The organism is Variovorax defluvii, assembly GCF_039541515.1.
In the GTDB taxonomy this organism is placed as follows: domain Bacteria; phylum Pseudomonadota; class Gammaproteobacteria; order Burkholderiales; family Burkholderiaceae_C; genus Variovorax; species Variovorax defluvii.
Map to the genome: position 1 here is coordinate 1 of NZ_BAABGJ010000006.1, position 12,162 is coordinate 12,162.

Annotated in this window: 9 protein-coding genes and 1 pseudogene; 1 reads left to right on the forward strand and 9 read right to left on the reverse strand. The window is 68.9% G+C overall.

The annotated features are described in order from the left end of the window. Window positions 1-227: 227 nt before the first annotated feature. The 4 genes from ABEA07_RS03495 to ABEA07_RS03510 are packed head-to-tail and all read right to left on the reverse strand — an operon-like array spanning window position 228 to window position 5,992. Entirely contained in the window at window positions 228-2,198 is a 1,971-nt protein-coding gene (locus ABEA07_RS03495; RefSeq protein ID WP_345535909.1) for a dipeptide/oligopeptide/nickel ABC transporter permease/ATP-binding protein, read from the reverse strand. Continuing rightward, window positions 2,195-3,139: an ABC transporter permease gene (locus ABEA07_RS03500; protein ID WP_345535911.1), complete on the reverse strand. Its 945-nt coding sequence runs from the start codon at window positions 3,137-3,139 to the stop codon at window positions 2,195-2,197. The genes ABEA07_RS03495 and ABEA07_RS03500 overlap by 4 nt, the downstream gene beginning before the upstream one ends. Further along, entirely contained in the window at window positions 3,136-4,491 is a 1,356-nt protein-coding gene (locus tag ABEA07_RS03505) for an amidohydrolase family protein (protein WP_345535912.1), read from the reverse strand. Before ABEA07_RS03505 ends, ABEA07_RS03500 begins: the two co-directional genes overlap by 4 nt. A 13-nt stretch (window positions 4,492-4,504) precedes the next feature. Continuing rightward, on the reverse strand, window positions 4,505-5,992 hold the full coding sequence (locus ABEA07_RS03510; protein WP_345535913.1) for an ABC transporter substrate-binding protein: 1,488 nt from the start codon (window positions 5,990-5,992) through the stop codon (window positions 4,505-4,507). 120 nt (window positions 5,993-6,112) lie between these two features. Between ABEA07_RS03510 and ABEA07_RS03515 the strand changes: the two genes are divergently transcribed. After that, the gene (locus tag ABEA07_RS03515) at window positions 6,113-7,027 is read left to right on the forward strand and encodes a LysR family transcriptional regulator (protein WP_345535914.1); all 915 of its coding nucleotides are present in this window, start codon (window positions 6,113-6,115) and stop codon (window positions 7,025-7,027) included. Window positions 7,028-7,112: 85 nt separating this feature from the next. Here the strand turns inward: ABEA07_RS03515 and ABEA07_RS03520 are convergent, their stop codons facing one another. The 5 genes and pseudogenes from ABEA07_RS03520 to ABEA07_RS03540 all read right to left on the reverse strand — a co-directional run. Beyond that, entirely contained in the window at window positions 7,113-7,904 is a 792-nt protein-coding gene (locus ABEA07_RS03520; protein ID WP_345535915.1) for an SDR family oxidoreductase, read from the reverse strand. Window positions 7,905-7,925: 21 nt separating this feature from the next. After that, window positions 7,926-8,174: pseudogene (locus tag ABEA07_RS03525) on the reverse strand (hypothetical protein); the annotation flags it as partial. A gap of 36 nt (window positions 8,175-8,210) precedes the next feature. Further along, window positions 8,211-9,824, reverse strand: a complete 1,614-nt coding sequence (locus ABEA07_RS03530) for a gamma-glutamyltransferase family protein (protein ID WP_345535917.1) — start codon at window positions 9,822-9,824, stop codon at window positions 8,211-8,213. A gap of 6 nt (window positions 9,825-9,830) precedes the next feature. After that, window positions 9,831-10,808: a tripartite tricarboxylate transporter substrate binding protein gene (locus ABEA07_RS03535; protein ID WP_345535918.1), complete on the reverse strand. Its 978-nt coding sequence runs from the start codon at window positions 10,806-10,808 to the stop codon at window positions 9,831-9,833. A 119-nt stretch (window positions 10,809-10,927) separates the two neighbouring features. Next, on the reverse strand, window positions 10,928-12,162 hold a 1,235-nt coding region (locus ABEA07_RS03540; RefSeq protein ID WP_345535920.1), incomplete at its 5' end, for a tripartite tricarboxylate transporter permease.

Below are 12,162 nucleotides of genomic sequence, written 5' to 3' on the forward strand. Positions count from 1 at the left end.
TGGGGTCGCCTTTCTTTGGTTACTTTCTTTGGCGAGACAAAGAAAGTAACTCGCCCGCCGGGGCGAATTCCCGGCTCCTGCGCCAAACAACAAGCAAGGCAAAAACAGAGGCCCCAGTGGCGAATTCCCGGCTCCTGCGCCACACAACAAGCAAGGCCAAAACAAAGGCCCAAGAGCCAAATTCAAGGCTCCTGCGCCACCCAACCAACAAGGCAAAAACCAGGCTCTCAAAGCAACACCCTCTCTCCCTTCCAAGGCTCAAGCCCCTCGACCCGCACACACCGCACCCCTTGCACCAACCCCACCGCAGCGCCAGCACAGACTTCGCCCGCATGCGGACACCGCGGATGAAACCGGCACCCTTGCGGCCACGCCCAGGCCGGCGGCACACGCCCCGGAATGGTCGCCAGTACCGCTGCGTCCCCGCCCCCCTTGGGCATCGCCGCCAGCAGCGCCGCCGTATAGGGATGTCGAGGCCGCGCAAGCACCTCCCGCACGGGACCCGTCTCGACCATCTGCCCCGCGTACATCACCGCCACCCGATCGCAGGCATCCGCCACCACCCCCAGGTCATGCGTGATCAGCAGAATCGACATCCCGAGCCGCTCGCGCAGTTCCATCAACAGATCCAGCACCTGCGCCTGGATGGTCACGTCCAACGCCGTGGTCGGCTCGTCGGCGATCAGGAGTTCCGGATCGCAGGCCAGCGCGCCCGCGATCACCACGCGCTGCGCCATGCCGCCGGAAAACTGGTGCGGGTAGTCGTCCATGCGCCGCTGCGCATCCGGCACGCCGACCATCTCCAGCAACTCGATCGCCCGCGCGCGAGCCTGCCGTGCATCGAGCCCGCCGTGCGCGCGCACCGCATCGATCAATTGCCGCCCGACGGTGTGGACCGGCGACAGGGCCGCCACCGCATCCTGGAAGACCATGCCGATGCGCCGCCCGCGCACCCGCCGGGCCAGCGCCTCGTCCATCCCGACCAGTTCGGTCTCGCCCAGGCGCACCGAGCCGCCTGAAACGCGCGCCGCAGGCGGCAGCAGTCCGATGATGGCCGCCGCGGTGATCGACTTGCCGCACCCCGACTCGCCCACCAGCCCCAGCACCTCCCCGCGCCGCAGATGCAGCGACACGTCGCTCAGCAATTCGGCATCGCCCTGAGGCCCCTGCAGTCGCACGGTGAGGTGCTCGATGCGCAGCAGCGTGTCGGCCGGCAGCGCCTCGACCCAGCCCACGTCATCGGCGACAGGCCGCGCCGCGGTCACGGCCGCCGCGCGCCGCGGAACGCGCGGCCCGCCCGGCAGCAGGCTGTCGCGCAGCGCATCACCGAGCAGATTGAAGGCCAGCACCGTCAACGTGATCGCCACGCCCGGCAGCACCGGCAGGAAGGGCTGCTCGCTCTGGAACTGGCGGGCCGTCTCCAGCATCGCACCCCAGCTCACCTGGGTGCTGTCGGCACCCACGCCAAGAAAGCTCAGCATCGCCTCGATGAGCAACGCAGTCCCGAGCGAGATCGAGGCCTGCACCACCAGCGGCCCGGCCACGTTGGGCAAAATCTGCCGCAGCATGATCGCCAGCGGCCCGAGCCCGAGCACGCGCGCCGCGTCCACGTACAGCCGCTCGCGCTCGGCGAGCACCACCGCCCGTGTGATGCGCATGAAGCTCACCGAGAAAATCAGCCCGACCGCCAGCATCGCGTTGCCCAGGCCCTTGCCGAAGACGCCGATCAGCGCCAGCGCCAGCAGCACGGCGGGGATGGACTGCATCACGTCGGCCAGGCGCATCGCGACGCGGTCGAGCCAGCCGCCCAGGTAGCCCGCCGCCAGCCCGATGCCGATGCCCAGCACCGCGCCGATGGCCACGCTCTCGAGCGAGGCGAGCAGCGCGGTGCGGGCGCCGAAGACCAGGCGCGAGAGCGTGTCGCGGCCCAGGTCGTCGGTGCCCAGCCAGTAGAGGGCGTTCGGCGCCTCCAGCCGGTGCTTGAGGTCGGGGTGGAAAGGATCGTAGGGCGCCACGAGCGGTGCCGCGACGGCGCAGGCCAGCAGCAACAGCAGCCAGGCCGCGGGCAGCAGCACGAAGGGGCGCGCCAGGGCCTTCAGGCGCGGCGCCAGTCGGCGCGCGGCTTCGTCATTGGCGGCGGCAGCGGGCGTGGCCATGGCGGACAGCGTCTTCGCGGAAGCGGTGGTGCTCGTGTTCAATGGATGCGCACCTTCGGATTGATCAGCCCGTAACCGATGTCGGCCACGAGGTTGACGGTGAGCACGATGAGCGCGATGACGACGACCACGCCCTGCAGGATGGGAAAGTCCCCGCGCACCACGCTGTCGATCAGCAGCGTGCCCAGCGCCGGCACCGCGAAGATGCGCTCGATGGCGATGCTGGCGCCGACCAGCACCGACATCTGGATCGCGATGACGCTGAGCACCGGCACCATCGCGTTGCGGATGGCATAGCGCCAGACGATGGTGCGCCGCGGCAGCCCGCGTGCCCGCAGCGCATGCACGTACGGCGACTGCAGCACCTCGATCATCGCGCTGCGCATCTGGCGCGCGATCACCGCCGCGGTGTGCACGCTCAAGGCCACCGCGGGCAGCACGAGGCCGCGCGCCCATTGGAGCGGGTCGTCGGAGAACGGCGTGTAGCCCACCACGTCGAACCACTTCAGCTCGACCGCGAAGGTGAGTGAGAGCAGCAGTGCCAGCCAGATGCTGGGCACCGCCAGCCCCAGCGACACGACCAGCGTGAGCGCACGGTCGGCCCACGAACCATGGCGCACCGCCGCCGCGATGCCCAGCGGCAGGCCGAGCAGCAATGCGAGCAGCATGCCGGCCAGCGCGAGCGAAAGGGTCACGCCCACGGCATCGCCGATCGAGGCGGTCACCGGCAGGCTGGTGTAGAGCGACTGGCCCAGGTCGCCGCGCAGCGCCCCGCCGACCCAGCCGAGGAACTGCTCGGGCAGCGGCCGGTCCAGTCCCAGGCCGCGCGCGTATTCGGCACGGTCGGCCGTGGAAGCACCGGGGCCGAGGATCTGGCTGACCGGATCGGTCGAGGTCAGGCGCGTCAGCACGAAGGTGAAGAGCGACACCGCGAACAGGATCGGCAGCACCGCGGCCAGCCGCGCGAGGACCAGGCGCTTCATGCGCGCGCCACGCCCTGCCCCGGCTGCTGCGGCCCGAGCACGCGCTCGCGCACGCGCCGGCTGGCGGCCGCGGCCTCGGCCGGATCGAGATCCAGCAGGCGGCCATCGCGCTTGCGAACGCGGCCGTCGACCAGCACCGTGTCCACGTCGGCGGCGCAGCTCTGCAGGGCCACGTGTGCCGCGGGATCGCCCAGCGACATGCCGTAGGGGCCGGTGCGCAGCAGCACCAGGTCGGCGCGCAGGCCGGGCGCGATGCGGCCGATCTCGTCGCCCAGGCCGAGTGCGCGGGCGGCGTTGACGGTCGTGTACGCCAGCATGTGGCGCGGCTGCGCATGCGGCGTGCCGGGGTGGCGCGCCAGCGGCCAGCGGCCGGCGATGCGCTCGACGGTGGCCTCCTCGTTGCGCATGACCTGGAAGGTCAGGCGCATCTGCGCGAACAGGTCCAGCGCCACGCGCGAGGGGATGTCGACGCCGAGGCTGGGCGTGACGCCCGCGCGGTGTGCGCGGCCGATGATGCTCATCGGCCGGCCGCCGCCGAACTCGCCCTCGACGGTGAAGGAGATGCCGCAGCCGTGCTGCGCCAGCAGGGCCAGCTCGTGGTCGGTCGCGACGTTCGCATGCACCGGCAGCAGGTCGCCGCCGAGCAGGCCGGCCTGGTGCAGCTCCAGGATCTGGCCGGGCGGATTCTGGTGGAAGCTCATGACCAGGCCCAGCTCGCGCCCGAGCGCGATCTCGGTCGCGACCAGCTCCAGGCCCGCGTACTCCAGCGAGCCCAGTGCGATGCCCAGCCGCAGCAGCCCGTCGCCTCCGCGCATCGCGCCGGCCAGGTCGCGGATCTGCGCCAGGCGCCAGCCGTGCTCCGCCGCCAGCGTCTTGAAGGCGCCCAGCATGCCGTACGCGAAAAGAATGCGCTGGCCCGTGCGGCGATGGGCGGCGAGCGCCTGCTCGGCGTGCTGCGGCGTCATGACGTTGTGGCAGAAGTCCAGCACGGTGGTGATGCCGCGGTCCAGCATCTCGACGCCGCAGGCGAAGGTGGCGTCGTGCATGTCCTCGGCCGAAAACTTCTCGCGCAGCGGGAACACGTGGCGGCTGTAGTCGGCCGCGCCCCAGAGCCCCGCGCCCAGGCCCTTGAGCGGCGCCTGCCACATGTGGGTGTGCGAGTCGATCAGGCCGGGGATGAGGATCATGCCCGTGGCTTCGATGTGCTCGGCGCCCGCAGGCGCATCGAGCGCGGGGCCGACGGCGGCGATGCGGCCGCCCTGCACCAGCACGTCGCCGCGGGCGAGGTCGCCCACCTGCGGGTCCATGCTGAGGACGGTGGCGCCGTGGATCAGGAGGGTGTCGGCGGTCACGCTGCCCTCCCCTTCAGCGCGCCAGGCGCAGGTCGGCGTAGCGGAACACCGCCACGTCGCCCGTGGTGGACACCACCTTCGAGATCTTCTTCGGGTTGTAGGCCCAGTAGGCCGCGTAGTCGAAGAAGCCGCAGTCCAGCGCCTCGTCGTTCACCACCTTGATCATCTTCTGCCACGCCGCGTTCTGGGCGTTCGCGTCGTCGGCGGCCAGCGCTTCCTTGACCGCCGCATCGATGGCCGGGAAGGTGGTGCCCAGCGGATTGCCGGCACCGGTCGGGGCGAAGTGATAGAGGTAGTAGTCGTAGGGGCCGGTGTCCTGCGAGTCGGTCAGGATGGCGGCGGCGTACTTGCCGCTGCGGAAGGTGCTGAAGAACTGGCCGAAGGTCATCAGGTCCAGCTTGACCTCCACGCCGATCTGCGCCATCTGGCTCTTGAACAGCTCGGCGATGGTGCGCTGGTTGTCGAAGCTCGCGAGCGTGATCTGCGGCTTGGGGTTGCCCAGCTCGGCCATCAGTTGCTTCGCCTTCGCGAGATCGTGCGGATAGCCCTTCACCGCCGGGTTGTAGCCGGGCACGCCCTCGCGCACGCGCTGGGTGTGGATCTTGCCGCGGCCGCCCAGTTGCGCGTCGATGTAGTCCTGCGGGTTCATCGCGTGGCAGATGGCCTGGCGCAGCTTGGTGCTGTTGAACACCTTGACCGTGTCCATCATCTGCAGGTGCCACAGGACCGAGGGGAACCAGCTGACCTTCATGCCCTCGCGCTCGGCGCGGGTGGCGATGGACGCGTTGGTCCAGACAATATCGACCTGGCCGGTGCGCAGCGCGTTGTAGAGGCTGTCGGGGTCGTTGATGTGGGTCACCTCGATGCGGCGCACGCCCACGCTCTGCGGCGCGTAGTAGCCGTCGTAGTAGGTGACGACCTGGCGCAGGCCCTTGATCACCTCCTTGGGCTCCAGTTTCCAGGGGCCGGTGCCGACCGGCGCGGTCTTCCAGCTGCCGCTGTCGAGCGCCTTGGGCGACACCATGTAGGCGCCGCGGCGCGCGAGGTTGGGCAGCAGGTTCGGCGAGGGGCGCTTGAGCAGCACGTCCACCTGCGTGGGCGAGACCGCGACGAACCTGTCCACGCCGTCCATCACGCCGCGCCACTGGCCGGGCGTGTCGCGCACGCGTTCGAGGTTCTTCACGACGGCGGCAGCATCGAAGGGCGTGCCGTCGTGGAAGGTGACGCCCTGCCGCAGGGTGAGTTCGACCTTCGTCGGGCTCTCCTTCCACCCGGTGGCCAGGCGCGGCACGAGGGTCACGCCGTCGGGCGCCATCTCGGCCAGTCCCTCGTAGACCAGCGAGGTGTAGGTGCTGTTGGCCTTGGTGAGTGTTTCCCAGTCGTCCAACTGCTGGTTGGTGCCGAAGCGCAGCGTGCCTTCGGGCGCGGCGGCCGCGGTGCCGAGGCCGCAGGCCAGGCCCGCCGCGATGGCGAGTTGCAGGGTGCGCGTGCGCAGGCTCATCGTTTCTCCTCGCGGCCTCGTGGGAAGGCCTGTCGTTGCTCTGTGAAGGCATGTTGACAGTTTCCTTATCGGGCATAAACATCCCGATCGAGAAGAATCACTTTCGAGATTGGAAAGAGTTTGGACCGACTGACCTGCATGGCGGTGTTCCGCAAGGTCGTGGAGCGCCACAGCTTCAGCGACGCGGCGGAGGAACTCGCGATGTCCGCGGGCTCGGTGAGCAAGTACGTGGCCGGGCTGGAGACGCACGTGGGCACGCCGCTGCTGGCGCGCACCACGCGGCGCATCAGCCTCACCGAGGCGGGGCGCACCTACTACGCGAGCTGCATCCGCATCCTCGACGACATCGAGGAGGCCGAGAAGACTGCCGGGCAACTGCACCCGACGCCGCGCGGGCTGCTGAAGGTGCGCGCGCCGGTCTCGCTGGGCTCGGCGCACCTGGGGCGCAGCATCGCGGACTTTCTCGCGCGCTTTCCGGAGGTGAAGCTGGAGCTGACCCTCAACGACTATTTCGTGGACCCGGCCGAGGCCGGCTTCGACGTGTCGATCCTGATCGCCGGCAACGACCGCGAGCCGATGCGCGGCGCGCGGCCCATCGGCCGCATGGCGCGGGCGATGGTGGCCTCACCGGCCTACCTGGAACAGCACGGCGAGCCCGCGACGCCGCAGGACCTGAAGCGCCACAACTGCATGGTCTACAACCGCGGGCAGTTGCCCGACGAATGGCACGTCACCGCGCCGGGTGGCGATCGCACGGTGCGCGTGGCGGGCAACTGCCGATGCAACAACAGCCTGGTCCTGCGCGAGTCCTTGCTGGAGGGTGCGGGCATCGGGCTCTTGCCCACCTTCCTGGTCGCGGGCGACATCGCGGCCGGAAGCCTGCGCACCGTGCTGCCGGAATGGACGCCCGAGTCGCGCACGCTCTATGCGGTGTTTCCGCAACCGCGGCAGCCGTCGGCAAAGGTGCGCGAGTTCGTCGACTTCCTGGCGCATAGTTTTGCGGTGGACAGTCAGTGGAGGCTGGCGTTCGAGTAGATGGGGCGACTTGAGCGCTGGCCTGCGCGCCGCGGGAGGCGGTCCGCAACGCACGGCGCGCAGCACGCAGCAACACCCGGCAAGCTCAATAGGTCCCCGGATAGGCCCCGCCGTCCGCCAGGATGTTCTGCCCGTTCAAATACCCCGCCTGCACGCTGCACAGGAACGCGCAGATCGATCCGAACTCCGAAGGCGTGCCGAAGCGGCGTGCCGGAATGTTCTTCTTGCGGCTCTCCCAGACCACGTCGAAGTCCTGCCCCGACTTCTTCGCCGCCCCTGCCATCGTCCCTTTCAGTCGATCGGTCTCGAAAGAGCCCGGCAGCAGGTTGTTGATGGTCACGCCCTTCGCCGCGATGCCGGTGCGCGCCACGCCGGCGACGAAGCCGGTGAGCCCGCTGCGCGCGCCATTGGACAGGCCCAGGATGTCGATCGGCGCCTTGACCGAACTCGACGTGATGTTCACGATCCGCCCGAAGCCGCGCGCCGCCATGCCGTCCACCGTCGCCTTGATCAGCTCGATGGGCGTGAGCATGTTGGCGTCCACCGCCTTGATCCAGGCCTCGCGATCCCAGTCGCGGAAGTCGCCGGGCGGCGGGCCGCCGGCGTTGGTGACGACGATGTCGAAGTCCTTGTGCAGCCCGAACACTGCCGCGCGTGCATCGGCCGTCGTGATGTCGGCCGCGAGAGTCTTGACCCACGGCCCGCCCGGACCGGCAACGGCCTCCAGCTTCTTCGCGGCATCCGCCAGCGCTTCCGCGCCGCGCGCCACGATCACCACGTTCACGCCCTCGCGCACCAGCGCCTCGGCGCAGCCGTAGCCCAAGCCCTTGCTGGCACCGCACACCAGTGCCGTTCTGCCTGCGATTCCAAGATCCATGTCGATGTCCTTCCGGGGCCTTCAGCGCCCCATGCGTGTGAATACGAAAATGCCGGCGATCACCAGCGCCGTGCCGGCCGCGACCCAGGCCGTCAAGGGCTCGCCGAGAATCAGCGCGCTCAACACGATGGTCGACAGCGGCCCGATGATCGCGTAACTGACCGCGCTCAGGAAGATCAGCAACGTGCCCCAGGCCGCCGAGGCGCTCTGGCCCAGGCTCAATTCATGGCCGAAGACCAGCATCACGCCGGCGTAGCTGATCGCCATGCCGGCCGACCCGAAGTGCGCGAAGCCTGGGGGAGAGCTTCAATACCCTGCGGCCAGGCCGTCGCGGCGCGCGTCACTCGCCGCCACGTAGCCCTCGACGGACGGATCGCCCGCACGCCAGATGAACTGGCCGGCGCCGAAGTCCTGGTAGGAGTCGTTGATCACCTCGACCTTGTGGCCCAGCGCCTGCAGGCCTTGCACGACCTCGGGCTTCATCGTGGCCTCGGCATTGATCTCCAGGCCGTGGTTGAAGCGCCAGCGCGGCGCGTCGCAGGCAGTCTGCGGCGCCTGGCCATGGTCCAGCATGCGCACCAGTGTCTGCATGTGGCCCTGCGGCTGCATGTTGCCGCCCATCACGCCGAAGCTCATGACCGGCTGGCCGTCCTGCGTGAGGAAGGCCGGGATGATGGTGTGGAAGGGCCGCTTGCGCGGCTCCACCGCGTTGGGGCTCTTCGGGTCCAGGCTGAAGCCATGGCCGCGGTTCTGCAGGCTGATGCCGAAGGTGGGCTCCACGCAGCCCGAACCGAAGCCCATGAAGTTGCTCTGGATGAAGCTGACCATCATCCCGTTCTCGTCCGCGGCCGTGAGGTAGATGGTGCCGCCCTTGACCGGGTTGCCGGCCTTGAAGTCCTGCGCCTTGCTCGGGTCGATGAGCCGGGCGCGCGAGGCGAGGTACGCGGCATCGAGCATCTCCTCGGCGGACACCTCCATCGTCGTCGGGTCCGAAACGAAGCGATAGGTGTCGGCAAAGGCCAGTTTCATCGCCTCGATCTGCAGATGCTGCGAAGCGACCGAGTCGACGGGCATGGAACCCAGGTCGAAGTTCTTGAGGATGCCCAACGCGATCAGCGCCGCGATGCCCTGGCCGTTGGGCGGCATCTCGTGCAGCGTGTAACCGCGGTAGTCCTGCGCGATCGGCGCCACCCATTCGGGCCGCCAGGTCGACAGGTCGCGCACCTTGAGAGCGCCGCCGTGGGCGGCGCTGAACTTCTCCATCGCCTCGGCGATCTCGCCGCTGTAGAAGGCATCGCCCTTGGTGGCGCCGATGGCCTTGAGCGCGCGTGCCGCCGCGGGAAAGCGGAACAGCTCGCCGACCTCGGGCGCACGGCCCGAGGGCAGGAAGGCCTCCTTGAAGCCGGGCTGGTTCTGCAGCAGCGGCGTGGCCGCCGCCCACTTCTGCTGCACCACCGGCGGCACGATGTAGCCGCGCTCGGCGATCTCGACGGCCGGCGCCATCAGGTCCTCGAAGCCGAGCTTGCCGAAGTGTTCGGACAGTTCGACCCACGCCCGCACTGCGCCGGGCACGGTCACCGAGTCGATGCCGCGCTGCGGCGGCGTGCGGGCATCCTTGCCGTACTTGCGCTGGAAGTACTCCGGCGACCACGCGGCCGGCGCATGGCCGGAGGCATTGAGCCCGTGAAGCTGCTCACCGTCCCACAGGATGCAGAAGGCATCGCTGCCCAGGCCGTTGCTCACCGGCTCGACCAGGGTCATCACGGCGGCGGTGGCAATGGCCGCGTCGACCGCGTTGCCGCCCTGCTGCAGGATGCGCAGGCCGGCCTGTGCCGCAAGAGGGTGCGAGGTCGAGACGACGTTGCGCGCGAAGACGGGGATGCGGACGGAGGTGTAGGGGTTGGCGTAGTCGAACTTCATGGCTGCTCAATCGCTGCTGATCTTCCGGTCGATGATGATCTTTTTCCACTTGGCGGCGTCCTGCGCCACCATCGATGCGAACTGTGCGGGCGTGCTGCCGGCCGGCGCGATGCCCAGCTTCGAGAGCTTGTCGCGCACCTCGGGGTCGCGCACCGCTTCGTTGGCGGCGGCGTTGACCTTCGCCACGATGTCGGCCGGCAACCCCTTCGGGCCGTAAAGGCCGAACCAGGTGTTCGACTCGAAACCGGGGAGGACGTCGGCGATGGCCGGGAGTTCGGGCGCGAGAGGGCTGCGCTGCAGCGAGGTCACGCCCAGGGCGCGCAAGCGGCCATCGCGCACGTGCGGCATGCCGGTGGGCAGCGCATCGAAGAGCAGGTCGACCTTGCCGCTGATCAGGTCCGGGATCGCCAGCGCGGTGCCCTTGTACGGGATGTGCGTCACGAACACGCCGGCCTGCGACTTGAAGAGTTCCGCCGTCAGCTGAACGATGGTGCCGTTGCCGCTGGAGGCGTAGTTGAGCTTGCCGGGGTTCTTCTTCGCGTAGTCGATCCACTCGCGCACTGTCCTGGCCGGCGAGTTGTTGGGTACCAGCATGATGCTCGGTGCATCGCCCACGTGGGCGATCGGCGCGAAGTCACGCACCGTGTCGTAGGGCAGCTTGGGGTTGATGGCCGGGCCGATCGAATGCGTGCTCGTGGTGGCCAGCAGCAGCGTGTAACCGTCGGCCGGCGCCTTGGCCGCGAGATCGGATCCGATGGCACCGCCGGCCCCGGGCTTGTTGTCGATCACCAGGGTGCCGCCGAGCTTCTCGCCCATCTTCTGCGACAGGGTGCGCGCGAACAGGTCGGTGGCGCCGCCCGCCGGGAAGGGTACGACCAGCCGGATGGGCTTGTGGGGGTAGGCCTGCTGCTGGGCAAAGGCGGCGGGCAGTGCCGCAGCACACAGCGCGAGCGCGCCCGTGCGGAGAAAGTGGGCTCTTTTCATGGGGTCGATTGTGCCGCGTACATCAACAGCAAGAGGAAAGCACAAAGGCCGCCCGCAGGCGGCCTTTGCGTTCAAGAGGGGGTTGGCGGCTACACGAAGTGAGCAAGCCTGGGGGAGAGCTAGTCCTCGACGAAGGCTTCCTGGCGCTTGGACTTCACCGCCGGCAGCAGCACGATGATCACCATCAGCGCCGCAGCAATCAGCAGGCCGGCCGAGATCGGCCGCGTGACGAACACGCTCCACGAGCCGCGCGACAGCAGCAGCGCGCGCCGCAGGTTCTCTTCCATCATCGGCCCCAGGATCAGGCCCAGCAGCAGCGGCGCCGGTTCGCAGCCCAGCTTGATAAACATGTAGCCGACCACACCGAAGATCGCGACCATCCAGACGTCGAAGGTGTTGTTGTTGGTCGAGTACACCCCGATCGCGCAGAACAGCACGATGGCAGGGAACAGCCAGCGGTACGGAATGGACAGCAGCTTGATCCAGATGCCGATCAGCGGCAGGTTCAGGATGATCAGCATCAGGTTGCCGATCCACATGGAGGCGATCAGGCCCCAGAACAGTTCCGGGTTGCTGGTCATCACCTGCGGGCCGGGCTGGATGTTGTGGATGGTCATCGCGCCGACCATCAGCGCCATCACCGGGTTGGGCGGGATGCCCAGCGTGAGCAGCGGGATGAAGGAGGTCTGCGCGCCGGCATTGTTGGCCGCCTCGGGGCCGGCCACGCCACGGATGTTGCCCTTGCCGAACGGAACTTCGCCGGCCTTGAGCTTCATCTTCTTTTCGAGCGTGTAGGCCGCGAAGGCCGACAGCAGCGCGCCGCCGCCCGGCAGGATGCCCAGGGCGCAGCCCAGCGTGGTGCCACGCAGCACGGCGGGCACGCCGTTCTTGAAGTCTTCCTTGGTCGGCCAGAGGTGGTGCACCTCGGACGTGAACACCTGGCGGTCTTCCTCGGGGCGCGAGAGGTTGGAGATGATTTCACCGTAGCCGAACACACCCATCGCGATCACGATGAAGCCGATGCCGTCGGTCAGTTCCGGGATGTCGAAGCTGTAGCGTGCGACGCCGGAGTTCACGTCGGTGCCGACCAGGCCGATGAGGAGGCCCAGCACGATCATGCAGATGGCCTTGAGCAGCGAGCCCGAAGCCAGCACCACGGCGCCGATCAGGCCCAGCACCATCAGCGAGAAGTACTCGGCGGGGCCGAACTTGAAGGCCAGCTCGGTCAGCGGCGGCGCGAAGGCAGCCAGGATGAGCGTGCCCACGCAGCCGGCGAAGAAGGAGCCCAGGCCGGCGGCCGCGAGCGCGGCGCCCCCTCGGCCCTGCTTGGCCATCTGGTGGCCGTCGATCACGG

What these genes read in the sequence shown, in the direction of transcription:
- ABEA07_RS03500 (WP_345535911.1), bottom strand. Translation starts at nt 3,139, where the DNA reads ATGAAGCGCCTGGTCCTCGCGCGGCTGGCCGCGGTGCTGCCGATCCTG.
- ABEA07_RS03510 (WP_345535913.1), bottom strand. Translation starts at nt 5,992, where the DNA reads ATGAGCCTGCGCACGCGCACCCTGCAACTCGCCATCGCGGCGGGCCTG.
- ABEA07_RS03520 (WP_345535915.1), bottom strand. Translation starts at nt 7,904, where the DNA reads ATGGATCTTGGAATCGCAGGCAGAACGGCACTGGTGTGCGGTGCCAGC.
- ABEA07_RS03530 (WP_345535917.1), bottom strand. Translation starts at nt 9,824, where the DNA reads ATGAAGTTCGACTACGCCAACCCCTACACCTCCGTCCGCATCCCCGTC.
- ABEA07_RS03535 (WP_345535918.1), bottom strand. Translation starts at nt 10,808, where the DNA reads ATGAAAAGAGCCCACTTTCTCCGCACGGGCGCGCTCGCGCTGTGTGCT.